The organism is Ideonella sp. (genome assembly GCF_036277275.1).
Lineage (GTDB): Bacteria > Pseudomonadota > Gammaproteobacteria > Burkholderiales > Burkholderiaceae_C > Ideonella.
In genome coordinates, this window is the sequence record NZ_DASUNH010000110.1 from 41,009 (window position 1) to 66,091 (window position 25,083).

The window sequence follows — 25,083 nt, forward strand, 5'->3', positions numbered from 1 at the left end:
CACACGACCATGGCTGTTCCTTCTTTCGCGCGCTTGACGCTGGCCCGTCGCCTGGGCTTTGGCTTCGGCAGTCTGTTGCTGATGTTGCTGGTCGTCGCCGGCCTCAGCGTGGCCGAGTTGCGTGCCCAGGGCAGTCGCGTGCAAGACATCGTCGGCGTCAAGAACGAGAAGTTGGCGCTGGCCAACAGCATGCTGGAAAGCATCAACAGCCTGGCGATCCAGGCCCGCACGGTCACGCTGCTGACCGATGTGAAGGCCATCGACGTCGAGATGAAGGTGCTGGCCGATGCGAAGAAGCGCTACGTCACCGGCGAAGCCGCACTGCTGGCATTGATCGGCTCGACCGCCGATGCCGACGAGCGTGCGTTGATGAACGACATCGTCGAGAGCGGCAAGAAAACCATCCCGCTGGTCGAGCGCGCCGCCAAGGAAGGCGAAGCCGGCGCCGGCGTCGAAGCCACGATGACGCTGACCGAGGCCGTGCGCCCGGTCGAGATCGTTTGGCGCCAGAAGGTCGCCAAGCTGATCGACATCGTGCACAAGCAGAACACCGAAGCCGCCGAGGCCGTGATCAGCTCGCAAAAGCGTGCGCTGCTGATGGTGGCTGCGCTGATGGCTGGTGCCATGGTCGCTGGCGTGTTGCTGGCGTGGCGCACCACGCGCAGCATCACCGTGCCGGTGGCGCGTGCCGTCAAAGTGGCCGAGCGGATCGCCGAAGGCGACCTGACCTCGACGGTCGAGGTCACCTCGCAAGACGAGATCGGCCGCCTGCTGCAAGCCATTCACGGCATGCAGGACAGATTGCGTTCGCTGGTGGGCGATATCCGCCAGTCGGCCGAGTCGATCCAGACCGCGAGCACCGAAGTGGCCGTGGGCAACCAGGATCTGTCGCAACGCACCGAGCAGACTGCCAGCAACCTGCAGCAGGCTGCGTCGTCGATGACGCAACTGACCGGCACGGTGAACCAGTCGGCTGAAGCCGCGAGCCAGGCCAACCAGATGGCCAGCTCGGCCTCGGCGGTGGCCAAACGCGGTGGCGAGGTCGTGGCGCAGGTCGTCTCGACGATGAACGAGATCAACAACAGTTCACGCAAGATCGCTGACATCATTGGTGTGATCGACGGCATCGCGTTCCAGACCAACATCCTGGCCCTGAACGCCGCGGTGGAAGCGGCGCGCGCCGGTGAACAAGGCCGTGGCTTTGCGGTGGTGGCGGGTGAAGTGCGTTCGCTGGCCCAGCGCAGCGCCGAAGCGGCGAAGGAAATCAAGGGCCTGATCGGCACCAGCGTCGACAAGGTCGAGGCCGGCAGCCGGCTGGTCGGCGATGCCGGCAGCACGATGGGCGAGATCGTCGCCAGCGTGCAGCGGGTGTCCGGCATCATCAGCGAGATCACCGCCGCCGCTGCCGAGCAGAGCACTGGCATCGGCCAGGTCAGCGGCGCGGTCGGCCAGCTCGACCAGATGACCCAGCAAAACGCTGCGCTCGTGGAGCAATCAGCCGCGGCGGCCGAGAGCCTGAAGGGCCAGGCGGCCCGCTTGGCAGAACTGGTCAGCGTCTTCCGCCTGCAGCGCGACGCGAACTACATTCATTGAGCCCCCACGGCCCCTACCGGGGCCTGCCCTGCAGGCCGCGCCGAGCCAGAGGCTCGGCCCCTCGGTAGGCACGAACAGTCCAGGACTGTTCATGTCCGACCTCGGCCCCCAAGGGGACTCGCGCAGCGGCCCGGCAGAGCCGAATCCGCGCACGCCACTTGGTGGGCGGCGGCGCTGCGCGCGCCTAGGAAACTGGGTGGTGGCTGCTTCTGCGAAGCGAGCCAGGAATAAAAAAACGACCCAGCCCGTGAGGGCTGGGTCCGTACAAGTCCTCAAAGAGGACGTCGTTGGGACGTTCGCCCGGGCGCGCCGTTCAGTGCACCCTGGGGCATGTCGGGCACTCTAGGTGGGCACTGTAACGAGAGCTATCCCCTGATTGGGGGATGCTGGCCCCTAGAGGCACACTGTCTGCACAAAAGGTGCAGAGCGTTGGTGTGGCGGCCATTTCTTGGTGAGGCCGTCAGCTTGATGTGCGGCCGACGCCTGTCGGCGCGACAATCGCGCGATGCCTGCACCTGCACCCGAATCTTTGCCCGCGCTGACCGACGCCGACCTGGCCTTGCTCGAGCGTTGGCTGGACCGCATTCCTGCGCCTGCCGAGCCGCTGGACGCGATGATGCTCGATGGTTTTCTCTGCGGCGTGCTGCTGCAGCCCAAGCCGGTGCCCGAGGCGCAGTGGTGGCGCCACGTGGTGGATGTGGACGGTCGTTCGATTCCGCTCGGCTTCGACGACGAGCCGCTGCGCGCGCTGGTGCGCCGCCGCCATGCGGAACTCGACGCAGCGATCCGCGAGCGTCAATGGTTCGACCCGTGGGTGTTCGAACTTGACGATGAAGAGGACCCGCTGCAGGCCGTGATGCCGTGGGTGGCGGGCTTCGCGACGGCGATGGAGTTCTTCCCGGCGCTGATGCGCAGTGATTCGCCCGAGGTGGCCGAGCCGCTGGCGGTGCTGTACCGCAGCTTCGACCCGGAAGACCTCGAAGATGCCGACGAACTGCTCGAACTGATCGAGGAGCTCGAGCCACCGGCCGACCTCGCCGAAGCGGTGGAGGCGTTGGTCAACAGCGTGCTGTTGCTGGCCGACGTGACCCGGCCGTTGCCCAGCACCAAGCCGCGGCGTCCGCCGTCACCGCGTCCGCGCCGGCCGGCGCCGGGTGGTGGAACAGGTGGTGGTGGGACCCGCGGCCGTCGCCATTGATCCTTTCCATCCACTGTCGCCCAGATGCAAGCCGACCAACTCAACACCTTTGGCGCTCCGAACCTGCCCGGCTATCTCGGCATCGTGATCGAAGAGGCCGGGGCTTCGGGCGTCAAGGCCCATCTGCCGGTACGGGCCGAGCTGATGGCGCCGAACGGCTTCCTGCATGCCGGCAGCGTCGTCACGTTGGCCGATACCTGTGCCGGCTACGGCTGCGTGACGAACCTGCCGGCCGGCGCCACCGGCTTCACGACGATCGAGCTGAAATCGAACTTCCTCGGCACTGCCCGCGAGGGCACGATCGAGTGCGTGGCCACGCCCGTGCACATGGGCAAGACCACCCAGATCTGGGACGCTGTGGTGACCAGCCGCGAAACAGGCAAGACGCTCGCGCTGTTCCGCTGCACGCAGATGGTGCTTTATTAGCCCCCACGCCCCCTACCGGGGGCTGCCCTGCAGGCCGCGCCGAGCCAGAGGCTCGGCCCCTCGGTAGGCACGAACAGTCCAGGACTGTTCATGTCCGACCTCGGCCCCCGAGGGGGCTCGCGCAGCGGACTGGCAAAGCCAGATCCGCGCACGCCACTTGATGGGCGGCGGCGCTGCGCGCGCCTAGTTGGGATTACCTATGCAAACACGCGCTGTGCGTGCAGGCCCAGGCCCTGCGCCACGCTGGCGAGGCGGTCGCCGCGCACGGTGCGCGCGCGCGTGAACGGGGCGGCAATGCGGTGCGCGAGCGGCGCCAGGCCGGTTGAGCCGCCGGTCAGGTAGACCGCTTCGACCTGCTCGGGCGCCACGCCGGCCAGCCGCACCGTTTCGAGCCCGGCTTGCACGATGCGCTCCAGGTCGGCCTCGATCGCACCCAGCGCCTGGGGCTCGGCCAGCAGCGCCTGCAGGCCCGGCTCGACCGGATCCAGGTCGATGTGCACCACGTCGCCCTCGCGGCCGTCGGCCACGGCGATCTTCGCGGCCTCGGCCTTGGCCATCAACGCGTGGCCCAGCTTGTGTTCGACGATCGTCATCAGCCGCGCATGCAGCTCGGCATCGGCATAGAAGGTCCGCATGCGGCGCAGCTCCATCACCCGGGCCGGCGTGTAGACCGTGTTGATCAGGTGCCAGGTGGCGAGGTCGAAATAGACCTTGTTCGGCACCTCGCGCTCGGCCGGCGCCGGCCCGCGTGCCTTGTAGCCCGCCAGCGGCAGGATCGCGGCCAATTCGACATGGCGGTCGAAATCGGTGCCGGCGATGTGCACACCGTGGTTGGCCAGGATGTCGTTCGCGCGATCCACCCGCTTCGCCCGTTCGGGGCCGACGCGCACGAGCGAAAAGTCCGACGTGCCACCGCCGATGTCCGCCACCAGCACCAACTGCTCATGGTCGACGGTGGCCTCGAAGTCCAGCGCCGCGGCGATCGGCTCGTACTGGAAGCTGACCTCGGCAAAGCCGACCTGGCGTGCGGCCTGTTCCAGTGCGGCCTGGGCTTGCGCGTCGCGCTCGGGGTCGTCGTCGACGAAGTACACAGGCCGTCCGAGCACGGCGCGCTTCAGCGGCTCGCCGGCCTGCGCCTCGGCCAGCGACTTCAGATGCCGCAGGTAGCCGGCGATCACGTCGAGGAAACGCACCGAGCGGCCACCGCCGACATCGGTGCCCTGGTCGATCAACGAAGAGCCCAGCACACTCTTCATCGAGCGCATCAGCCGGCCTTCATGACCCTCGACGTAGGCAGCGAGCGCCTGGCGGCCGTAGAGCCGCCTCGGGTCTTCGTGCGGAGCGGTGCCTTCGAGCGTGTAGAAGACGGCGGTCGGCATCGTGCGCTGACCGGGTTCGACCTCGACCAGCGCCACGCGGTGGGCCGCACCGGGCAAGGCAATCGCCGAATTCGACGTGCCGAAGTCGATGGCGCAGTAGGCGTGGTGCATGGCAACCGGGCGCAGAGGGACGCGCGAGAAAAAAGGGCGCGATTCTGCCACCGATCGCCGCACTGCGGGCGGCGATCGGAAATCGACGTGCTCGTCAGGTCAGGTCGACGGGGCCAGCGTGACCTGTGGCTTGCGCTGCGGCAGCTCGGGGCCGCAGAAGCCGAAGTTCAGCTGCGGCCGCTTGCCGCTCATCAGCTCGGCCAGCGCGCGGCCCGAGCCGGCGCCGTGCGTCCAGCCCAGCGTGCCGTGGCCGGCATTGAGCCACAGGTTGCTGATCTGGCTGCGGCCGATGTAGGGAATGTTGGTCGGCGTGCTCGGGCGCAGGCCGGTCCAGTAGTTCGGCTCGTCGAGGTGGGCGACGCCTGGGAACAGCTCTTCGTAGCGCTTGACCAGCGCCGCGCAACGCACCTGCGCCGTGCTGCTGGCCAGGCTCTGGTCATAGCCTGCCATCTCGGCCGTGCCGGCGATGCGGATGTGATCCCCCAGGCGCGAGATCGCGATCTTGCGGGTGTCGTCCAGCAGGCTCACGGTGCTCGCGGCTTCGGGCTTCTTCAACCGCAGCGTGGCCGAGTAGCCCTTGGCGGGGTAGATGTCGAGGTCGACGCCGATCGGGCGCAACAGCGGGGCGGTGAACGAGCCCATCGCCGCCACGAACTGGTCGCCGCGCAGCGTGCTGCGCGCGCCGGTGCGCTGGCAGCCGACGTTGACGCCGCTGATCTCGTTGCCGACGCGGTCGAAGCCGAGAACGTCGTGCTCGTAGAGGAATGTCACGCCGCGCTCGCGGCATTTTTCGGCCAGCTTCTGGGTGAAGACGCGGGCATCGCCCGATTCATCACTGGGCGTGTAGGTGCCACCATGGATGTTCGGGCCGAACGCGGCCAGCGACGGCTCGACTTTCAGCACCTCGTCGCGATTCAGCACGCGGCGGTCGACGCCGTGCTGGCGCATCAGCTCGGCACCGGCGGCACCGGCCTCGAAGTCCTTGGCCGACGAGAAGAAATGCAGGATGCCGCGCTCGAGGCGCTCGTACTCGATGCCGGTCTTGTCGACCAGGCCTTTCAGCGACTCGTGGCTGTAGGCACCCAGGGCGACCAACTGCTCGACGTTGCGGGCAAAGGCCGCGTCGGTGCACTGCAGCAGGAACTTGACGCCCCAGCGCCATTGGTATGGATCGAGCCGAGGGCGGAACAGCAGCGGCGAGTCGTCACGCAGCAGCCACTTCAGCACCTTCAGTGGGGCCCCTGCATTGGCCCAGGGCTCGCAGAAGCTGACGGAGATTTGCGCGCCATTGGCGAAACTGGTTTCCAGCGCCGCATCGGGCTGCCGATCGACCACCGTGACGTCGTGGCCTTCTTCAGCCAGGTACCAAGCGGTGGAGATGCCGATGATGCCGGCGCCAAGAACGATGATCTTCATGCCCGAAAAACTGCGTGGATTGAATCCGGGTCATTCTCGGCAGAAGGCCGTCGTAAATGAAGCAAAACTCATGAAATTCACAGTTCATTAGGTTTGCTTATCTCACGACGCTCGTCAACCTGTCTGACGCGGCGGCCGTCCCAACCCGGTCAGGGCAGATTCCCATCGGGTGGGACCGGCGCGCCACAGCCGCGTGCAAATGCCGCAACTGCATGGCTTTACCCCCCGAAATAGAGGTAACGAAAAACCGCAACGGGACGAAACTAAAGGCAACAACCCGCCCCGGAGACCACCATGTCGAACGCCGCTCACCCCAGCTTGTTGCGCCGTCTGATGGGTCTGGGCGCGACGCCCGCGCCGGAGCTGGACCCGGCCGACATGGGCACTGCCATGGGTCTGGACTTCTGTCTCGACGAGCCACCGGCCGAGGTGGCTGCCGCCACGACGCTGGCCCAGGCCGGCCGCGTGAGCATCATGCAGACGAGCTGGCTGCGGCGGCTCAGCGCGAGTTGAACCCCGCTGCGCCAACACCTCGTGTGCGCGGCCGGCGGTGGGTGTCAGCGCACCAACAGCACCGGCGTCGTGCAGTGCGCCATCACCTTCGTCGTCACCGAGCCCATCACGAGCTTGCCCAGCGAGCCGTGACCGTGTGAGCCCATCACCAACAGATCGAACTTGCCCTTGGTGGCCATGGCCGCGATGTTGTCGGCAGCGTGGCCGATCTTCGAGACGAAGGTGGCCGACAGCTTCTGCTTGGCGAAGAACTGGCGGATCGGCTTGAAGACCTTGTCGGCCTCTGCCTCGTAGTAGGCCGCGAGCACCGCCTTGTCCACTGCCGCCGCGGCGCGCGGAGGCACCGCCATCACCGAATGAATCACGGTGTACTCATGGTGCTCACCCAACCATTCGTCGTGTGCCGCCAGGTAGGCCAGCATGTGCTTCGTGTAGGGACTGCCATCCACGGCGACCAGGATCTTCATCGTTCATCTCCTCGGTTAGATAAATCAGTTTCGCACGGGCCTGCCGGCGCGGCTTGTGGCGCATCAACGCGATGGCAAGGCACGTCGACCGTGAACTGCGGGCGAAAGGTCTCCTGCTCGCCCTTGCTGAAGTAGCCGCGCGGGTTGGCGAACACCTCGCAGCGTTGGTGGCGTCCCGCCCTGTAGTGGCTGGGGCAGTGCAAGTGGCCATGAAGCCAGACGTCGGCGAAGTCGAACAGTTCGTCCAGCGCGTTGCAGAAACCGGCGGTGCCCGGCGTCAGCCCGTAGCGTGGGTCGGCGCTGCTCAGGCTTGGCGCGTAGTGGGTGACGACGACGGTCGTGCCGTCGAACGGCTTGGCCAGCGCCTCGCGCAGCCACTGCTGGCATTCGAGCGCCAGCTGGCGCCACTCCTCGGCCAGCATTGGCTCGCCGTACTGGCTGGCGGTGAAGCGCTGCAGGTAGAAGTTGGCAGCGCGGTAGGCCTTTTCGCGTGCCTGCAGTTGCTGGGTGACGGTGTTCTTGCCGACAGCCAGCGCGTCGAAGTCGCTCCACAAGGTGGTGCCGATGAAGCGCACGCCGTCGATCACCAGCGTTTCGCGCTCGAGCCACGTGATGCCCAGCCGTTCGCAGGTTGCACGCAGCCGCGCATGGGCGTCGGCGAAATCGAGCCCGTCGTATTCGTGGTTGCCGGGCAGGTAGAGCACGTGCTGCCAAGGCGCGCCCGGCTGGCCGGGGGCAAACCGCTCGAGCCCGAAGTCAGGGCCCGCCAGCCGCGAGTTCGCCTGGTACGAGCCGATGTCGCCCGCCAGCACCAGCGTGTCGGCGCCAGGGGCAGGGGGCAGTCTGAAATCGGGGTAACGCTCGAGGTGCAGGTCGGAGGCAAGTTGCAGTCGCATGGAAGCGATGATCGCAAACCTTGGACGGCGTTGCGCGCCGAGGTGGGCTGGTCAGCGGGTGGCGTGTGCATGCATGCGCGCCGCCACATCTTTCAGCCAGGGCTGCGCGGCCCAGTGCGCTTGCGCGAAAGCGTCGATCGCGGCCTGGTACTGCAGCGAGGCGCCGATCATGTCCAGCCCATCGATCAGCATGCGCTGATGACGCGGCGACAGCGTGAAGCGCGATAGGCGCATCGGGCTTGTCACTGTCAGCGCTTCGAGGTCGATGTGCAGAGGCAGCGGCCCTTCATGTGCCGCGGCATCGTCGAGCAGGGCCAGCGCGTCGGCCTCGCTCACCATCACCGGCAACAAGCCGTTGTTGACCGCGTTCGAGTAGAAGATCTCGCCGAAGCTCGAGGCCACGACGGCCTTGAAACCGAACTGCTGCATGCCCCACACCGCATGCTCGCGGCTGGAGCCGCAGCCGCAGTTCGGGCCGGCGATCAGGATGTCGACGCCGGTAAACCCTGGCTGGTTCAGCACGAAGCCATCGCGCGGCCGACCCTGGGCATCGAAACGCAGGTCGTAGAGCAGGCCACGCGCCAGACCGGCCTTGTCGATGCCGCGAAGGAACTGCTTGGGCAGGATCTGGTCGGTGTCCAGGTTCGCGGTCGGCAATGCCGCGGCGCGGCCTTCGATGATGCTGCGCTTCATCAGGACAAGCTCCTCACGTCGGTGATGCAACCGGTCACCGCCGCCGCCGCAGCCATCGCCGGGCTCATCAGGTGCGTGATCGCGCCGCGGCCCTGGCGGCCCACGAAGTTGCGGTTGGTGGTGCTGGCACAGCGCACGCCGTCGGCCAGCACATCGTCGTTCATCGCCAGGCACATCGAGCAGCCGGGCTGGCGCCACTCGAAGCCGGCAGCCTGCAACAACGCGGCAATGCCCTCGGCCTCGGCCTGGGCCTTCACCGCGCCCGAGCCGGGCACCACCATTGCGCGCACGCCGGGCGCGACATGGCGGCTGCCGACGACGGCGGCCACCGCGCGCAGGTCCTCGATGCGGCCGTTGGTGCAAGAGCCGATGAACACATGCTGCACGGGCGTGCCCAGCAGCGACGCCCCGGCGGCCAGATGGGTGTAGTGCAGCGCCTGCTCGGCACTCTGGCGCCCGACCGCATCGGTGGCGTCATGGGGCGACGGGATGCGGCCGTTGACAGGGATCGCCTGGTCCGGGCTGGTGCCCCAGGTGACATGGGGCGCCACCTCGCCGGCATCGAAGCGGTGCTCGATGTCGAACATCGCATCTTCATCGCTGCACAGCGTGGCCCAGTGAGCCAGCGCCGCGTCGCGCCATGCACCGGCGGCCAGGTCGGGTGCGCGGGCCAGCACGTAGTCGATCGACGTCGCGTCCGGCGCGATCAGCGCGCCGCGCGCACCCGCCTCGACCGCCATGTTGCACAGCGTGAAGCGCGCCTCGACGCTGAGCGCGGTGATCGCGCGGCCGGCGAACTCGACCACGTGGCCCCGTGCGCCTTGCGCGCCGATGCGCGCGATGATCGCGAGGATCAGGTCCTTGGCCGTCGTGCCCGGCGGCAGCGCGCCGTCCACGGTGATGCGCATGTCAGCGGCGAGCCGATAGACCAGTGACTGTGTCGCCAGCACGTGCTCGACCTCGCTGGTGCCGATGCCGAAACCCAGGGCGCCGAGCGCGCCGTAGGTGGTGGTGTGGCTGTCGCCGCAGATCACCACCATGCCGGGGCGGATCATGCCGAGCTCGGGCGCCACCACGTGTTCGATCCCTTGCAACCTGTCATTGGTGTCGAACAGCGGGATCCGGTGCCGCTCGCAGTTGCGCTTCAGGTTCGACGCCTGCAGCGCCGAGGCCGGGTCCTCGATGATGCGGTGGACGACCGGATGGGTCGGGATGACGTGGCTGACCACCGCCACGTTTTGCCCTGGCACCGGCACGCCGCGGCTCTGTTGATGCAACCCGGAAAAGGCCTGCGGGCTGGTGTATTCGTTCATCAGGTGCAGGTCGCAGAACAGCAGCACGTTCTGCGTGTCCAACACCGCCACGGTGTGCGCGTCGACCAGTTTGCGGTACAGCGTCTTGGCCATCGGGATCAGTCTTGCTCGGTGAGGAAGGGCAGGGCGATCGAGAGCAACTGCTCAGGCGCTTCTTCGGGGATGTAGTGGCCGCAGTCGACCGCCTGGCCGCGCACGTCGGCAGCGACTTTGCGCCACTCGGCCAGCGGGTCGAAGCAGCGCTGCACGATGCCCTTGGCGCCCCACAGCACCATCAGCGGCATCGCGAGTTTCAGCCCCTGATCGCGGTCCGCGCGGTCGTGCTCCAGATCGATCGTCGCGGCGGCGCGGTAGTCTTCGCACAGTGCATGAGCAGCGCCAGGCTGCTGTAGGCAACGCGTGTACTCGTCGAGTGCGCGTGGGTCGAAGGGGCTGGGCGCGGCCAGCGCTGGGCCGCTCCCGAGCGGCCGCGCAACCCGCTCGGCGGGTGGCGGTGGTACTCCGTCGCCGGGTGCCTGTTGTTCACCCGCGTGACGAGCACCCATCAGTTCGCGCACATAGGCGCCGGGGTCGGCTTCGAGCAGGCGCTCGGGCATCGGTGCGCGCTGAATCAGGAAGAACCAGTGCCAGTAGGCACGGGCAAAGGCCTCGGTGGTTTGCGAATACATCGCCAGCGTCGGTGCGATGTCCAGCACCACGAGTCGCTTCACTGCTTGACCATGGTCCGCAGCCAGCCGATGAGCGACGCGCGCGCCGCGGTCGTGCGCCAGCACGGCGAAGCGCTCGTGGCCGAGCGACTGCATCAGGCGCATCATGTCGCGCGCCATCACGCGTTTGCTGTAGTTGCCGTGGTCCTCAGCGCCGGCGGGCTTGGACGAGTCGCCGTAACCGCGCAGATCGGCCAGCACGACCGTGAAGCGCTCTGCCAGTTCGCTGGCGACGCGGTGCCAGATCACATGCGTCTGCGGATGACCGTGCAGCACCAACAGCGGCGGACCGCTGCCACCCACCAGCGCGTTGATCTCGACGCCCTCGTCAGTGGCCACGCGGCGGGGCGCGAAGCCGGGAAAGAACGTGGTGTCGACGGCGTTCATGGCATGGCCCTTTGCAGTGTGGTGTATGACGCCATCGTAGGCGTGAAGGCCTCCGAACGCGTGTCGCGTGGCGCATATCATTCATTCCGCTGGCGACACAATCGGCTGACAATCGGCCCGATGGATGCCGTTTCCGACCTGAGCTTTTTCGTGCTGCTGGCGCGGCTGGGCAACCTCAGCGCCGCAGCGCAGCAGCTGGGCGTGACGCCGCCCACGGTCAGCAAGCGCCTGGCCGCGCTGGAGCGGCGGCTGGGCGTGCGGCTGCTGCACCGCACGACCCGGCGTGTGAGCCTGAGCCCCGAGGGCGAGGCCTACCTCGCCGAGGGCTCGCGCCTGTTGGGCGAGTTGCAGGTGCTGGAGCAGACGGTGGCCGGCAGCCGCGCCACGCCGCGTGGGCTGCTGCGCGTTCACGGCACGCTGGGCTTTGGCCGCCGTTGCCTGGCGCCAGCGCTGTCGGCCTTTGCGCGCCAACACGCCGAGGTCGAGGTGCAGCTGCAGTTGAGCGACCGGCCGGTGAACCTGGTGGAGCAGGGTATCGATGTCGCGGTTCAACTCGGCAGCCTGCCCGATGCACGCCTGACAGCGCGCCGCCTGGCGCCGAACCGACGACTGCTCTGCGCCTCGCCGCGCTACTTGCGCACAGCCGGCGAACCCGTGCGACCGAACGAGCTGACCAGCCACCAGTGCATCGTGCTGCGTGAAAGCGACGAGACCTTCGGCACCTGGCACCTGCGATCCGGCAGCAAGCAAGAGACCGTCAAGGTGCGCGGGCGCCTGGCCACCAACGACGGCGACACCGCGCTGCAATGGGCGCTCGACGGCCACGGCATCCTGCTGCGCTCCGCGTGGGACGCGGCGCCCTTCCTGCGCTCTGGCCGCCTGCGCCAGGTGCTCGCCGACTGGCAGTTGCCGGACGCCGATGTCAGCGTGGTCTATCCGACCAAGCAGCACCTGTCGGCCCGCACCCGCGCGGTGGTCGACTTCCTGGCCGACTGGTTCGACAAGCACCCGCTGCCGACTTGGCCTTGACGGCGCGTTCTACACTCTGCCTCGGCGGTGCCTCGGCATCGCCAGCGTTCTCAGGGCGGGGTGAAAGTCCCCACCGGCGGTGATGCCGGGTGACCCGCATGAGCCCGCCGGTCCGTCCCAAGGGCGAATACCGGAGGGCCCAGCCCGCAGGTACCCCAGCTAGCCCGCGAGCGCCCACCCAGCTCCCGCTGAGTGGGGTCAGCAGACCCGGTGTGATCCCGGGGCCGACGGTCACAGTCCGGATGAAAGAGAACCGCTGCGGTAGGCACCGCCTGCGCTTCGGCGCAGGACGACGGTGCCCGCCGTGCGTTCCTGCGCCCTGATTCTGGCCACCGTCTTTCAAGGACACACCATGAATCAGTCCCTTGCCTCTCTGGCTTCTCCCAAGCTCCAAGCGCTGTCGCAAGCCACGCGGCCGCCGCGCCGCATTGCCGCCATCTGTGCCTCCTGGCACCGCGACATCGTCGACCGTGCGCGCGACGCGTTCTTCGCCGAACTGGCCCGCGAGGGCTGGCCGCCCGGGCACGTCGAGACCTTCGACGTGCCCGGCGTGTTCGAGATCCCGCTGCTCGCGCGGCGCCTGGCACAGACCGGACGCTACGAAGCGATTGCGGCTTTTGGCTTCGTCGTCAACGGTGGCATCTACCGGCACGACTTCGTCTCGGGCACGGTGATCGACGGCCTGATGCGCGTGCAGCTGGACACCGGCGTGCCGGTGCTGTCGGCGGTGCTGACGCCGCACCACTTCCATGAGCACGACGAGCACCGGCGCTACTTCAGCGAGCACTTCGTCGTCAAAGGCACCGAGGCCGCGCAGGCCGCGCTGAAGATCGTGGCGCTGCACCGCGATCTCGACACACTCGAACGCATCGACGCGCTGGCCTGACCGGCACCGGTGAACCGGCAAGGACGGCCGCGTGCCGCCCTTGTTCAAGCGGCACGCAGGCAGTCGACGATCTTCAGCCGTGCGGCGCGCCACGCCGGCACGAAACCGCCGACGAAGCCCATCACCAGCGAGAAGACAAGCGTCTGCAGCACGATGCCGGGCGTCAGCTTGAACTGGAACGCCAGCTCGGCGAAAGTCTGGAAGTTGGTGGTCGAGATGTCGACCGCCTGCATCGCGCTGGCCCCGAGCAGCCCGAGCACGCCCCCGACGAGACTCAGCAACAGGCTTTCGGACAAGAACGCCAGCAGCACCGCGCCGCGCCGGAAGCCCAGCGCACGCAAGGTGCCGATCTCGCCGGTGCGCTGCGCCACCGCGGCGAACATCGTGATCATCGCGCCGACGATCGCGCCGATCGAGAAGATCACCGACAACACGGTGCCGAGGATGCGGATGAATTTCGCCAGCCCCTCGCTCTGCTCTTCGTAGAACTGGATCTCGGGCTTGGCATCGACCTGCAGGCGCGGGTCGCCTTCGATCGCGGCCTTGACCTTCGCGTAGCCATCGGCGCTGCCCAGCCGGAACACCACGGTCGAAAAGGCGCTGCGGCGAAACGACTGCATCATCAGATCGGCGTCGCCCCAGATTTCGGAGTCGAACGCGGTCTTGGCGGCGTCGAAGGTGCCGACGATCAGCCAGTCGCGGCCACCGAAGCGCAGGGTCTCGCCAATGCGTGTGCCCTCGAAGCCAACAGCCACCGCATGGCCGACCACGATCTCGGCCGTACCGGCACGAAACCAGCGCCCCTCGACCAGCTTCACCTGCGGCCGCAGTGCGGGGCCGGCCTGGCCCATCCCTCGCATCGTCACGTTGCTCGGCTTGCCGGTGCCGGCCTTGGGCAGCGAGTTGAGCACCACCGTTTCCTTCGACACCAGCAGCTCGCCCACGCGGCCTGTGGCCACGCCGGGTAACGATTCGAGGATGCTGGCCTGCACCCGGTCGACCCCGCTGTTGATCTCGGCCCCCGCGCCCTTGCGCAGCACCAGCACGTTGTCGGCCTGGCCGGTCGCGACCAACGTGGCACGGATGCCTTCGCTCATCATCAGCACGGTCGCGAAGGTGTAGACGACCAGCGCCATGCCAGCGGCCGTCAGCAGCGTGGTCACGCGACGCACCCACAGGTTGCGGGCGATGTAGCTGAACGGTATGGCCCTCATCTGCCGACGCCGGTGGTGGCCGCACGGGCGCTCAGGCCCAAGCGGCCTCGGCGCCCTCTCGGAGGGCGGATGCGGCATCCCGCAGCCGGGTGCTCACGTGACATGTCTGAGGCCTTGCACGATGTCGATGCGGCTCATGCGCCAGGCGGGCCACGCGGCGGCGACGAGGCCGACGGCGGCCGCCGCGCCGCACTGCATCACCACCGTCGACACCTGTACCTGGAACACCGGCAGGAACGAGCCCAGCGCGCCGGCAATGCCGGCCACCGCCGGGAAGGTGGCGGCCAACCCGATCGCACCACCCATCAGCGCGATGAGCAGGCTCTCGCCGAACAGCAGCCGCACCACGAAGCCGGGCGAGAAGCCGAGTGCCTTCAGCGTCGCGTACTCGGCCATCCGCTCGCGCGCGGTCATCGTCATCGTGTTGGCCATCACCACCATGATGATTACGATGATGATGTAGCTCACCGCCTCGATCGCCGCGAGGATCGCCTCGCTCATCGAGACAAAGCTCAGCTGGAAGGCGGCCTCGGTCTCGGTCAGTGTCTCGGCGGCTGAATTCTTGAACTGCGCATCGACGCGCTGCGAGATCAGCGCCGCGTTGTGCGGCTCGTCGATGCCGAGTACATAGACGCCGACGAAGTCGGCCCGCGCGCCGTACTTCTTCCGCATCACTTCGTTGATGTACTGCCAATGAAACAGCATCTGGGATTCATCGGTCTTGGCCTCGGCGCCTTCCCAGATGCCGCGCAGCGTGAAGTTCCAGGTGCCCGAGTAGATCGTGCCGCGGATGGGGATCTGGTCGCCGATCTTCCAGCCATAGGTGTTGGCCAGCTTGCGGCCGACGATGGCGCCGCGGCGGTCACGCAGGAAGGCCTGCTTCTCGTCCTCGGTCAACCGGTATTCGGGGTACAGCTTCAGGTAGCTTGCCGGCTCGACCGCGAACTGCGGAAAGAAGTTGCGCTCGGTCTGGTAGACCCCGCCGAACCAGTTGGCCCACGAGATCGTCGTGACGCCGTCGACCGCTTTCAGCCGCTGCGCGTAGCTCAAGGGCAGCGGAAACGTCAGCGATACCGAGCTGCGGGTGATCAGCCGCGTGCTCGAACTCGCCGCCACGCCGGCGTACCAGGCGTCGATCAGCGTGCGCAGCAAGCCGAACGCACACACCGCCACCACCAGCCCGACGATCGTCAGCCCAGTCCGCAGCCGGTGTCGGAAGGCGTTGCGAAGCAGCAGCTTGAGCAGGAACATGCGAACCGTTTCTGCGTCCGTTTCCGCGTCCGTTACCGGCCCGTTACCGGGCCCTTTGCACCAGCGCCAGCAGCTGCCGGAAGTGCGAGACCACCTCGGCGTCGGTCCAGCCCTGCGACGTGTCGCCGATGGCCACCTCGATCATCGAGTGGTCCGGCCAGACGGAGTCGACGCAGGCGCCCGACAGCCAGAAGCGGTGTTCCTGCGCGATGGTCAGCATCGCCTGCCGGACCAGCGCCGGCTCGCCGGGCAGGTGGACCTGGAATGAATTCGTATGCGGTGGTTCCGGCGCGACGCGCAAGCCTTCGACCTCTGCCAATGCCGTGGCCAGTTGCAGCGCGCGTTGGTGGTACTCGGCCATGCGGGGCCACTGGGTCTTCAGGCCGATCGTGGCCGACAGCACGTAGGGGAAGACGGTGTAGAGGTTGCCCGCCAGTCGCGTCTGCCACAAACGCACTTGCTTGATGAAATCCGCCGGGCCGGCCAGCGCGCAGCCCGCCAGGCCACCGAGGCCTTTGTAGAACGAGACGTAGACCGAGTCGGCCAGCGCGGCGACGGTGCTCGGAGCGCGGCGGTAGCCGGCGGATGCCTCCCAAAGCCGTGCGCCGTCGAAGTGCAAGGGCACCTGCTGCTGTCGGCACCAGGCGCTGATGGCCTCCAGCTCGGACCAGTCGGTCAGGCGAAAGCCGGCGCGCCGCAGTGGCAGCTCGACGATGACCAGTGCGGGCTTCTCGACCAGGGCCTCCAGTTCGTCGACCTTGAACGGCTGGTCGCCATGGCCCAAACGTACCCCGCGCAGGCCCAGCAGATGCTCGTGGGCCTGTGCTTCGTCAAGCTCGATGTGCGACTTTCGGTGCAGCGCGACCTGCGCATTGGCGCGCCCGCCGGTCCACACCCGCATGGCGGCCAGTTGGGCCGCGACGCCTTTGTGCAGAAACAGCGCCGCTACCTTGCCCAGCCGCTGCGCGACGTCCTGCTCCAGCCGCTGTACCAATTCGCCTTCGCCGTACACGTCCAGCGGGCCTTCGGCTTCCGCCGCGTCGGCCAGGTGCAGCAGGGTTTCCTTCATCGACGATCGCGGCCGACGGCCACTGAGCCAAGCGGTGCAACTGTTGCGCAGGGCCGGGTCGGCCAATGGGTTGGAGGGGGACGGTGGAGGCATCGGGGTGTTTGCTCGGAGTGAGTGAATGGGGTGGGGGCGTCTTGCGTCACGGCGGTGGCGCCGATGATCTGGCTCACGCAGGCATTTCGTCCACCAGCACACCTTTCTCCAGGTGCACCATGCGTTGTGCCTTGGCCGCGGCCTTCGGGTCGTGGGTGACCATCACGATGGTTTTGCCGAGTTCGCGAACCAGCCGGTCCATCAGGTTCAGCACTTCTTCGCCGGTCGCGCGGTCCAGGTCGCCGGTGGGCTCGTCGGCGACGATCAGTTGCGGGTCGGTCACCAGCGCGCGCGCGATTGCCACCCGCTGCTGCTGGCCGCCCGAAAGCTCGTTGGGCCGGTGGTCGGCGCGGTCGCTCAGGTTGACCAGCGCGAGCAGCGCCTCCACGCGCTGTGCCCGTTCGCGTGGCGACAAGTTGGTCAGCAGCAATGGCAGTTCGACGTTCTCGAACGCGGTCAGCACTGGCAGCAGGTTATAGAACTGAAAGATGAAGCCGACGTTCGCCGCACGCCAGTCGGCGAGTTGGCCCTCGCTCAGGGTGGCGATGTCGACCCCGGCGATCTCGATCGTGCCGCTGCTCGCATGGTCGATGCCGGCGATCAGGTTCAGCAGCGTGGTCTTGCCCGAGCCCGACGGGCCCATCAGCGCGATGAACTCGCCGGCGCGCACCTCGAGGTTGATGTCTTCGAGCACCGCAATGTCGAGCCCACCGCGGCGGTAGGCCTTGCTCAGCGATCGAATGCGGATCAGTGGCGGCGTGCCGCCCGAGGCGCCTAGCGGGTGCGGGCCGGTTTGTGCGGTGACGCTCATCGTGCCGGCCTCATTTCGAAGCGACGGTGACAACGGCGCCGGCGGCGAGCTTGTCGCCCGGGCTCAGCACGATGCGGTCGCCGCGTTGCAGGGCGTCGGATGAAATCTCGACCACGTCGCCCAGCGTGCGACCCGGCGTGACCGGGACCGCTTCCAGCCTGTCGTCGGCGCCGATGCGAAACACCAGCGTCTTGCCGCCTCGCTCGGCGATGGTCTTCGGGTTCACCGCCATCACCGGCTTCTGGTCGGCGTCGGTTGGCGCCTTCGACAGGAAATTGACCTTGGCGCTCATCTCGGGCAGCACCCGCGGATCCAACGTTTCGAAGCGGATCTTGGTCATCACGGTGGCCTTGGCACGGTCGACCGTCGGCACCACGCGGGCCACACTGCCGCGAAAGCGGACGTCGGGCAACGCGTCCAGGCTGATCTCGACCGGCTGATCGGGCTTGACCTTGCCAACGCTGGACTCGGACACATCGGCCTCGACCTCCAGTGTCGACAGATCGGCCATCGTCACCACCGCACCCGAGGTGCCGACAGCGTTCGAAAACGGCGTGATCAGATCGCCGACATTGGCGTTCTTGACCAGCACCACGCCGTCGAACGGCGCGCGGATCTCGGTTGAGTCGCGGTTGACCTGCTGCACCTTCACTTGAGCCCGCGCCTGCCCGGTGGCCGCGCGGGCGGTGGCCAGCGCGGCTTCGGCGGCCGCGGTGCTGGCCGCGGCGGCGCGCGCGCGGGTCTGCGCGGCGTCGACCGCCTGCGGCGAGACGAAGGATTGCGCCGCCAGGCCCAACGTGCGTTTCAGCTCGTCGTCGGCGTTGGCCTGCTGTGCCTGTGCCAGCTTCAGGTTGGCCTCGGACTGCTTCACCGCCGCTTCGCTTTGCCGCACGCCGGCTTCGCTGACGCCCAGCGTGGCGGTCACATCGGCAGCGTCCAGCCGCGCCAGCAGGTCGCCCTTCTTCACCAGGCTGCCTTCGCGAACGTTCAGCTCCACCAGGCGCCCAGTCGCCTTGGACGACACGGCCGCCCGTCGCTGCGCCACCACATAACCCGAGGCCGCCAACTGGCTGTATTGCTGCGACGGGTAGGCCGTCTGCACTGTCGCGGCCTGTACCTCCGTCTTGCGAGGAGCCAGCAGCAGCACGGCCACGCCTGCTGCCAGCAACGCGGCGACGACCCAGGGCCAGCGCCGACGGCGGCGCGCGGCCTTTCGGTCGATCTTCTGCAATCCAAGGGGTGCGACGGGCGAAGAGGTGTCGGCCATGGAGGGGCAAGTGGATTGGAAAACGCGGCAGGCGACGGCCTGCCGAATGCGCAGCATGCCATGCCGGCCAGTTGACGAGAAAGCGGGGCTCTGCTGGAAGCGACCCGTTGCCACACGGCGCTTGCCATTCCCGGCCGGCCGCGGCATCGTCGTGCGATGACCGAGAACCGCGCCAGTGCCCTGCGCATCACCGCCGGCCCGTCCAGCCCGAACCATGACGCTTGAAGCCCTGACCCTCTACGGCGCCGCCGGCTCCGGCTCGGTGGCCGTGGAAGCCACGCTGCGCCTGCTCGGCATCGACTACACGCTGATCGAGGGGGCCACGTGGGCCGAGCCGGCGGCGCGCAACCGTGTGGCGCCGGCCAACCCGATGCGGCAGATTCCGACGCTGGTGCTGGCCGACGGCGAGGTGCTGACCGAAAGCGCGGCGATCCTCATCTACCTGGCCGACCTGCACCCGGCCTCCGGCCTCTCGCCGGCCGCGGACGACCCGTTGCGCGGGCGCTTCTTGCGCTGGATGCTCTACGTGTCATCGGCCATCTACGCGCTGCACTGGATCAAGCCGGACGTGCGGCGCATCGGCGTGCCGCTGGCCCTGCGCGACACGGTGGTCGATGCGGTGCACGACCGCATCGCCTTCTGCTGGTCGACGATGGACCAGCGGCTGGCTCCGGCCGGGCCTTACCTGCTGGGTGAACGGCTGACGGTGCTGGACCTGTATGTGAACGTGGTGTCGCGCTTCGGGCCGTGGCGCGAACGCTTCATCGAGGCCGCGCCGACGATGGCACCGATGGTCCAGCGGGTGGACGCCGATCCGCGGCTGGCGTCGTTCTGGCTCGACCGCTTCAGCTTCGATTGAAGGAGCCGCGCCATGGCCTTTCGACGCGTTGAATTGCCGGCCGCCGTGCCGGGCACACTCTGGCTCAGCTCGATGCCGGGCCGTTGGGAGCCCTGGTTCACGTTCGTCGACGAAGCACGGCGCGTCGACCTCGCGTTGACGCTGTGCCTGACCGAGCCGGACGAGATTGCCGAGCTGTCGCCAAGTTACCGCCGGGCGATCGACACCGGCGGCGTGCCGGGGGCCTGGCTGAACGTGCCGGTGCGCAACTACGGCGTGCCCGACGACGCCGAAGACCTGCGTCAGGCGGTGGAGGCCGTCGTGCAGATGCTGCAGCAGGGCGGGGCGGTGTTGCTGCACTGTGCCGCCGGCATGGGCCGCACCGGCACCGCGGCGGCCTGCGTCTTGAAGCGGTTGGGCCTGCCGGCGCAAGAGGCGCTGCGCCATGTGCGCGATGCGGGCTCGAACCCGCAGAGTGCTGTGCAGTCCGGCCTGGTGAACTGGTTCTGAGTCGCCACCGAAGACCCCATGGGTGAATCGCTCGACGGTCGGGTCCAGTCGGCGCTGCGCGACCACGCTACCGGGGCCGGGCGCGACGGCACGGCGCGCTACGCGATCCCGTGCGCCAAGATCTATGGCGTGGCGGTCAAGGGCATCAAGGCCCTGGGCAAGACGCTGGGCCGTGACCAGCCGCGGGCTGAAGCCCTGTGGCACATGGGCGGGCACGAGGCGCGCCTGCCGGCCTCGTTCGTCGGCGACCCGGCCAAGCTCGGCGCTGCGCAGATGGACCGCTGGTGCCGCGAGTTCGACAACTGGGCCGGCAAGGATGCGCTGGGCGAACTGAAGCCGGGCCGCGAAGGCCTCGGCCAACCCAGCCACGCCGAAACGGCGCACCGCGGCAGCTTGATCGGGCAGGAGCGGCGGGGCGCCGCACTGCTGAGGATCGGTTTGCCAAGGGGGCGCATGGCCACGCCCGGCTTGGCTCTGCGGCACCTCGCGCCGGCCGCCGCGGCGGCCTTGAAGTTGCCGCGCCGGCACCCAACTGGGGCCTACGAAAGCTCGCTGCTGCGTGCAGCGGCAATTCGTCCTGTGTTCACCCCTATCGAAGGAGTATTCGCATGAAGACATTCGAAGACCTCCGCCAGGGCGTGGGTGCCTGGTGGGATTCCGTGGCCGAAGGCTGGGATCGTCTGCGCCGCTCGGCGAGCGATATGGTGACAAGCTTCCGTCCCGGCGAGAAGACCGACCTGCCCACACGTGATCAACTCGATGCCGACATCGGCCTGCCGAACCCGGCCTGGGCGCTGATGGGGGGCGACGTGTACGAAGACGAACGTCGCGTTGTCGTCCGGCTCGAAGCGCCGGGATTGGAGAAGCAGGACTTCGACATCCAGGTCCTCGGCGACACGCTGGTGATCCGCGGCGAGAAGCGCTTCGAGCGCGAGGCGACCGAGGGCCGCTGGCGCAGCGTGCAGTGTGCCTATGGCACCTTCCGGCGCAGTTTCGCTTTGCCTGCCAAAGTGGCACACGATGGCGCCAAGGCCAGCTACCGCAACGGTGTGCTGAAGGTGGAGCTGCCCAAAGTCGAGGTCCAGCGGCCCGAGGCACGGCGCGTCACCGTTCATTGACGCCGCAGGGGGCCAAGCCCGGCTCGGCCCCTGCGGGCGGTCGTCAAGCCGAGGCCGGGAACACCGGCCAGTTGGCGACCGGCCTGCCTTCTTCGACCACGACGATCGCACCGAACTGCAGGAACACCGCTTCGCTCTGGCGCGGCCGCAGGAAGATCCAGTCGCCCACTGCCAGCGGCACCGATGGCGAGGCCACCATCACCTGCTGGTTCGACGACGGGCCATACAGGCCGCTGGCCGACACGCCGGCGGGCGACACCGGATCGGCCAGCCAGTGACCACCGTGCATGGCCAGGGCTCGACGTTCGTTGACGTCCCACCACCGGGCCATGGCCGATACGGCTTGCGCGCCGATCGGCAGGCGGAACTCGTCCATTACCTTCAGCACCGGCGTGGCGATGAAGGCGGCTGGTTGCAGCTCCGCCAGCGAAGGTTTGTCGAAGTCCGACGGCTTCACGGCCGCGGAGCCGACCGACAGCTCGTTCGGCGCGTGCTGGTCGTCGTGCAGGTGGAACGTCGGCGAGCCGGCGGCGTTGAGCGTCCAGCCCGGTGGGGCGCCACCCAGGCGCTGTTGTGCCAAGGCCAGCATCGCGCCGTAGCGGCGCTGGGCCTCGGCCTGCGCGCTGGCACGGTTGCCGGCCAGATCGGGAATCGCGGCCAGGTGCGCGTCATAGCCCATGAAGCCGGCGAATGGCAGCAGCGGCTCTTCACGCAGCGTGTCCAGCATCTGCGCCAGCACTGCCTCGCTTTCGACGCCGCCGCGGTGCAGCCCGATGTCGATCTCGATGTTGACCCTCATCGCCTGGCCACGCGCCTTGGCCAGCGCACGGTACTCGGCCAGGCGCTGCGGCGTGTCGATCAGCCACTGGATCTGGCGCGCCGGGTCGAAGCCGTCGCCGCTTGGCTGCTCAAGCGCCCAGCGGGCCGCGGATGCCGGCAGGGGCTTGCCCAGCAGCATGTCGGTGGCGGGGCGCTCCTTCGCGATCAGCGCCAGCTGCGGCGCGTTGAACAGCATCGCACGCGGCGTGTTCCAGGCGGCCTGGGCCTCGTCGATCAGCCCCAGCGCGGGCAGCGACTTGACCACCACTCGCAGCGGCAGCCTGGCGTGTGCGGTGCGGCGGATCTGCGCCAGGTTGGCGCGCAGGCGTTGGCGGTCGACCACCAGCATCGGCATCGCCGGCAGGCCGGACAGGGTGCCGGCCAGTTGGCTGAAATAGCTGTTGTGGCCGCCTCCATGGTCCCCCGGGCGGGCCACCCAGGCGGCAACGGCCGCGGCGGCGGCCCCGCCCAGCAGCAGTTTGCGTCGTTTCAGTGCCATGGTCGTCAAGCCTCGAACAGGCGGCGCAGATAGGGGTTGAGCATGCGGCCGGCCGGGTCAAGCTCGCGCCGCACCTGTTGGAAATCGTTCCAGCGCGGGTACAGCGCGCGCAGCTCGGCGGCGGTGCGATCGTGCAACTTGCCCCAGTGGGGCCGGCCGGCGTGGCGGCGGTAAACCGGGCCGACGTCTTTCACCAGGTACTCCCACGGCTCATCATGCGCCGCATGGACGGCGATCGAACAGCTGTCGCGGCCGTGGAAGGGCGACAGCCAGGCATCGTCGCCCGCGATGAAGCGGAACTCGATCGGGAAGAACACATCGTTGCGCTTCTCCAGCGTGGCCAGCACTTCGCGCAGGCAGGCAATGCCTTGCTCTCGCGGCACATGGCACTCGCTCTCGTTGAAGCGGGTCGGGCGCTGGGTGGACAACAACTTCCAGGACCAGTCGGTGGCCTCTTCGGTCATCGTCGGGTCGATCGCCTGCTGCGCAACCCAGCGTCGCATCGAAGGCCAGCGGCCGAACCAGTCGCGCAGGCGCTTGAGGTCGCGCAGCACGTCTTCGTCCGGTGCGGGCGGGCGCGGGCGGGGTGCCTCGGTGACTTCGTCATGCGTGATCGCCGCACCGTAGCCGGTGTGCGGCAGCAGATAGCACTCGAACTGATGGTGCCTGGCGGCCAGCCCGGGTGCGGCCTGCAGCAGCTCTTCGGTCGGCATCAGCCAGACGCGGCGATGCAGCACATGGCGCGGCCGAACCTTCAGCGTGACTTCGCTGATGGCGCCCAGCGAGCCGAGGGAGACTTGCGCCGCGGCGAACACCTCGGGCTGCTGGCTGCGGCTGCAGACGATGCGCTCGCCACGTGGCGTCAGCAACGTCAGCTGCTGCACGTCGGCATGCAACGCGGGCAGCCTGGCGCCGGTGCCGTGGGTGGCCGTGGCCAGCGCGCCGGCGAGCGTCTGCACATCGATGTCGGGCAGGTTGCGCATGGCCAACCCCACGGCATCGAGCGCGCGCGAGGCGGCGGCCAGGCGCGTGCCCGCGCCCAGCGTGGCAGTGCCCGCCGTGGCGTCGTGGGCGCGCAGGCCAGCCAGCCGGTCCAGCGACAGCAGGGTGCCTTCGGTCGGCACCAGTTGGGTGAACGAATGGCCGGCGCCGACGTTGCGCAAAGGCGCGGCGGCGTTGCGCAGCAATGCCAGCGTCTCGTCTTCGCTCGCAGGCACCTGCCAGGCAGCAGGCTGGCAACTCTGCAGGCCGGACCAGTTGCGCCAGCCGGGCTTGGGCGTGGCCGATGCCGGCGCGGCGGCGGGTGCCGCGGCCAGCGCCGACACCGGGCGCAGCGCCGCCGCCACGCCGGCGGCGCCGATGCCCCGCAACAACGCGCGGCGGCTCATGGCGACACCTCGCGCAGGTGGGCGATCAGCCGCGTGAGGTCTTCATCGCTGCATTCGGGGCACCAGCCCATCGGTGGCATCGCCCCTTTGCCTTGACGCACACTGGCGACCAGCGCCGGGACGCCGGCCACTTCTCGCGGGGCCCAGGCCTTGCGGTCGCCGTGCAGCGGGGCACCAGTGCCGGTGACCTCGTGGCACGCAGCGCAGGCACGCTCGTAAAGGGCGGCCAGGCGCGTGTCGGCCAGCACAGCGCTGGCGGTGGGCGACTCGGCGACGGCCGACGGATGCGCCGGCTCAGCCTGCCGGCCGCAGGCGGCCAGGCCCAGCAGCGTTGCCGTGCCGATTGTGCGAAAAGTGCCCACGGCAAGGCGGTGCCAGGGTATCTCGGTACAAAACATAGCTATAACTATCGTATAGCCATGACTAGAATTCCACCCGGGGAGAACCCTGAAGCACCCATGCCCCGATCCGCCGATTCGCCTGCCCGCCGCGCCGCCGCCAAGACCCGCCCATCAGGCCCGTCCAAAGGCACCGCCGACGCCAGGCCTGACCTGCGCCCCAAAGCGGTGCCGCGCCAGGGGCGGGCGCTGGAGACCTACGAGCGCATCCTCGGCGTTGCGGCCGATCTGCTGGGCGAAGTCGGTGTCGAGCGCTGGTCGACCAACCTGGTGTGCGAGCGCGCGGGGCTGACGCCGCCCGCGCTGTATCGCTACTTTCCGAACAAGTACGCGCTGCTGCACGAGCTGGGTGAGCGCTTGATGGCGGTGCAGAACCAGCTGCTGGAAACCTGGGCCACGCCCGAGACGCTGGCGCAACCGCGCGCAAAGCTGGAAGCCAGCGTGATGGACTTGTTCACCCAGACCGTCGAGGTGACCGTGGCCGCCCCGGCGGGCGTGTGGATCACCCGCGCGCTGCGTGCGGTACCGGCGCTGCAGGAGGTGCGCATCGCGTCGCACCGGCATGTCAGCGGCATCATCGAACAGGCGTTCATGGCCGCGCATCCGCATGCCGAGCGCGCCGACGTGCAGATCTTCGCGCGGTTGGCGATCGAGGCTGCCTATGCGACGCAGGAGATGCTGTTCGACGACCCCGGGCTGGATCCGATGGTGGTTGGCCGCATGCTCGCGTCGATGATCGCCGGCGAAGCGGTCAAGTTGCGGAAATCGTAGGACCTCTGCGAATCTCCGGGCCT

The 25,083-nt window shown here is 68.3% G+C and carries 26 protein-coding genes and 1 riboswitch; of the genes, 11 read left to right on the top strand and 15 right to left on the bottom strand.

Annotated elements, in window-relative coordinates; genetic code table 11:
* The first annotated feature begins 9 nt into the window (after positions 1-9).
* The 3 genes from VFY73_RS18875 (at position 10) to VFY73_RS18885 (ending at position 3,217) form a co-directional block, all read left to right on the top strand.
* A complete protein-coding gene (locus tag VFY73_RS18875) occupies positions 10-1,593 on the top strand; it encodes a methyl-accepting chemotaxis protein (protein ID WP_329721618.1) in 1,584 nt (527 codons plus the stop codon).
* Positions 1,594-2,098: 505 nt separating this feature from the next.
* On the top strand, positions 2,099-2,791 hold the full coding sequence (locus VFY73_RS18880; protein ID WP_329721620.1) for a YecA family protein: 693 nt from the start codon (positions 2,099-2,101) through the stop codon (positions 2,789-2,791).
* A 24-nt stretch (positions 2,792-2,815) separates the two neighbouring features.
* Positions 2,816-3,217, top strand: a complete 402-nt coding sequence (locus tag VFY73_RS18885; RefSeq protein WP_329721622.1) for a PaaI family thioesterase — start codon at positions 2,816-2,818, stop codon at positions 3,215-3,217.
* A gap of 197 nt (positions 3,218-3,414) precedes the next feature.
* On the opposite strand, the gene VFY73_RS18890 is transcribed toward VFY73_RS18885, so the two are convergent.
* A complete protein-coding gene (locus tag VFY73_RS18890; protein WP_329721624.1) occupies positions 3,415-4,707 on the bottom strand; it encodes an Hsp70 family protein in 1,293 nt (430 codons plus the stop codon).
* 99 nt (positions 4,708-4,806) lie between these two features.
* Complete coding sequence (locus tag VFY73_RS18895) at positions 4,807-6,123, bottom strand: D-amino acid dehydrogenase (RefSeq protein WP_329721626.1); 1,317 nt, start codon at positions 6,121-6,123, stop codon at positions 4,807-4,809.
* Between the two features lie 294 nt (positions 6,124-6,417).
* Between VFY73_RS18895 and VFY73_RS18900 the strand changes: the two genes are divergently transcribed.
* Positions 6,418-6,636, top strand: a complete 219-nt coding sequence (locus tag VFY73_RS18900) for a hypothetical protein (protein ID WP_329721628.1) — start codon at positions 6,418-6,420, stop codon at positions 6,634-6,636.
* Positions 6,637-6,680: 44 nt separating this feature from the next.
* Here VFY73_RS18900 and VFY73_RS18905 read toward each other — a convergent pair whose 3' ends face one another.
* From VFY73_RS18905 to VFY73_RS18925, 5 genes are read right to left on the bottom strand one after another with little or no spacing between them, the layout of a single operon-like run.
* Positions 6,681-7,103 (bottom strand): universal stress protein, encoded by a 423-nt coding sequence (locus tag VFY73_RS18905; protein WP_329721630.1) that lies wholly within the window; start codon positions 7,101-7,103, stop codon positions 6,681-6,683.
* The gene (locus VFY73_RS18910) at positions 7,100-7,999 is read right to left on the bottom strand and encodes a metallophosphoesterase (protein WP_329721632.1); all 900 of its coding nucleotides are present in this window, start codon (positions 7,997-7,999) and stop codon (positions 7,100-7,102) included. Before VFY73_RS18910 ends, VFY73_RS18905 begins: the two co-directional genes overlap by 4 nt.
* Positions 8,000-8,050: 51 nt before the next feature.
* Positions 8,051-8,692 carry a 3-isopropylmalate dehydratase small subunit gene (gene leuD, locus VFY73_RS18915; protein WP_329721634.1) on the bottom strand — a complete coding sequence of 214 codons (642 nt, stop codon included), beginning with the start codon at positions 8,690-8,692 and terminating at the stop codon, positions 8,051-8,053.
* The gene (gene leuC / locus VFY73_RS18920; protein ID WP_329721636.1) at positions 8,692-10,098 is read right to left on the bottom strand and encodes a 3-isopropylmalate dehydratase large subunit; all 1,407 of its coding nucleotides are present in this window, start codon (positions 10,096-10,098) and stop codon (positions 8,692-8,694) included. The genes leuD and leuC overlap by 1 nt, the downstream gene beginning before the upstream one ends.
* Positions 10,099-10,103: 5 nt before the next feature.
* Positions 10,104-11,099 carry an alpha/beta hydrolase gene (locus VFY73_RS18925; protein WP_329721638.1) on the bottom strand — a complete coding sequence of 332 codons (996 nt, stop codon included), beginning with the start codon at positions 11,097-11,099 and terminating at the stop codon, positions 10,104-10,106.
* Between the two features lie 120 nt (positions 11,100-11,219).
* Between VFY73_RS18925 and VFY73_RS18930 the strand changes: the two genes are divergently transcribed.
* Positions 11,220-12,128 carry a LysR family transcriptional regulator gene (locus VFY73_RS18930; protein ID WP_329721640.1) on the top strand — a complete coding sequence of 303 codons (909 nt, stop codon included), beginning with the start codon at positions 11,220-11,222 and terminating at the stop codon, positions 12,126-12,128.
* Between the two features lie 42 nt (positions 12,129-12,170).
* Positions 12,171-12,386: riboswitch (FMN riboswitch) on the top strand.
* A gap of 94 nt (positions 12,387-12,480) precedes the next feature.
* On the top strand, positions 12,481-13,014 hold the full coding sequence (locus VFY73_RS18935) for a 6,7-dimethyl-8-ribityllumazine synthase (protein ID WP_329721642.1): 534 nt from the start codon (positions 12,481-12,483) through the stop codon (positions 13,012-13,014).
* A 44-nt stretch (positions 13,015-13,058) separates the two neighbouring features.
* Here the strand turns inward: VFY73_RS18935 and VFY73_RS18940 are convergent, their stop codons facing one another.
* From VFY73_RS18940 to VFY73_RS18960, 5 genes are all read right to left on the bottom strand, one after another.
* Positions 13,059-14,228 (bottom strand): ABC transporter permease, encoded by a 1,170-nt coding sequence (locus tag VFY73_RS18940; RefSeq protein WP_329721644.1) that lies wholly within the window; start codon positions 14,226-14,228, stop codon positions 13,059-13,061.
* A gap of 93 nt (positions 14,229-14,321) precedes the next feature.
* On the bottom strand, positions 14,322-15,479 hold the full coding sequence (locus VFY73_RS18945; RefSeq protein WP_329721646.1) for an ABC transporter permease: 1,158 nt from the start codon (positions 15,477-15,479) through the stop codon (positions 14,322-14,324).
* A 43-nt stretch (positions 15,480-15,522) separates the two neighbouring features.
* Positions 15,523-16,641 carry a threonine aldolase family protein gene (locus tag VFY73_RS18950; protein WP_329721648.1) on the bottom strand — a complete coding sequence of 373 codons (1,119 nt, stop codon included), beginning with the start codon at positions 16,639-16,641 and terminating at the stop codon, positions 15,523-15,525.
* A 73-nt stretch (positions 16,642-16,714) separates the two neighbouring features.
* The gene (locus tag VFY73_RS18955; protein ID WP_329721650.1) at positions 16,715-17,452 is read right to left on the bottom strand and encodes an ABC transporter ATP-binding protein; all 738 of its coding nucleotides are present in this window, start codon (positions 17,450-17,452) and stop codon (positions 16,715-16,717) included.
* 10 nt (positions 17,453-17,462) lie between these two features.
* Positions 17,463-18,719: an efflux RND transporter periplasmic adaptor subunit gene (locus tag VFY73_RS18960; protein WP_329721652.1), complete on the bottom strand. Its 1,257-nt coding sequence runs from the start codon at positions 18,717-18,719 to the stop codon at positions 17,463-17,465.
* A 214-nt stretch (positions 18,720-18,933) separates the two neighbouring features.
* Here VFY73_RS18960 and VFY73_RS18965 point away from each other — a divergent pair, with 214 nt between their 5' ends.
* Genes VFY73_RS18965 through VFY73_RS18980 form a run of 4 tightly spaced genes read left to right on the top strand, consistent with a single transcriptional unit; the run spans position 18,934 to position 21,185 of the window.
* Complete coding sequence (locus VFY73_RS18965) at positions 18,934-19,578, top strand: glutathione S-transferase family protein (RefSeq protein WP_329721654.1); 645 nt, start codon at positions 18,934-18,936, stop codon at positions 19,576-19,578.
* A gap of 12 nt (positions 19,579-19,590) precedes the next feature.
* Positions 19,591-20,067, top strand: coding sequence for a protein-tyrosine phosphatase family protein (locus VFY73_RS18970; RefSeq protein WP_329721656.1), 477 nt, complete (start codon positions 19,591-19,593; stop codon positions 20,065-20,067).
* 18 nt (positions 20,068-20,085) lie between these two features.
* On the top strand, positions 20,086-20,679 hold the full coding sequence (locus tag VFY73_RS18975) for a DNA alkylation repair protein (protein WP_329721658.1): 594 nt from the start codon (positions 20,086-20,088) through the stop codon (positions 20,677-20,679).
* Positions 20,676-21,185: an Hsp20/alpha crystallin family protein gene (locus VFY73_RS18980; protein WP_329721660.1), complete on the top strand. Its 510-nt coding sequence runs from the start codon at positions 20,676-20,678 to the stop codon at positions 21,183-21,185. The genes VFY73_RS18975 and VFY73_RS18980 overlap by 4 nt, the downstream gene beginning before the upstream one ends.
* A 43-nt stretch (positions 21,186-21,228) precedes the next feature.
* On the opposite strand, the gene VFY73_RS18985 is transcribed toward VFY73_RS18980, so the two are convergent.
* The 3 genes from VFY73_RS18985 to VFY73_RS18995 are packed head-to-tail and all read right to left on the bottom strand — an operon-like array spanning position 21,229 to position 24,253.
* On the bottom strand, positions 21,229-22,503 hold the full coding sequence (locus VFY73_RS18985; protein WP_329721662.1) for an alanine racemase: 1,275 nt from the start codon (positions 22,501-22,503) through the stop codon (positions 21,229-21,231).
* 5 nt (positions 22,504-22,508) lie between these two features.
* Positions 22,509-23,891, bottom strand: a complete 1,383-nt coding sequence (locus tag VFY73_RS18990; protein ID WP_329721664.1) for a D-arabinono-1,4-lactone oxidase — start codon at positions 23,889-23,891, stop codon at positions 22,509-22,511.
* Positions 23,888-24,253, bottom strand: a complete 366-nt coding sequence (locus VFY73_RS18995) for a c-type cytochrome (RefSeq protein WP_329721666.1) — start codon at positions 24,251-24,253, stop codon at positions 23,888-23,890. Before VFY73_RS18995 ends, VFY73_RS18990 begins: the two co-directional genes overlap by 4 nt.
* Before the next feature lie 96 nt (positions 24,254-24,349).
* On the opposite strand from VFY73_RS18995, the gene VFY73_RS19000 reads away from it, so the two are divergent.
* Positions 24,350-25,060 carry a TetR/AcrR family transcriptional regulator gene (locus VFY73_RS19000; protein WP_329721668.1) on the top strand — a complete coding sequence of 237 codons (711 nt, stop codon included), beginning with the start codon at positions 24,350-24,352 and terminating at the stop codon, positions 25,058-25,060.
* Positions 25,061-25,083 lie beyond the last annotated feature (23 nt).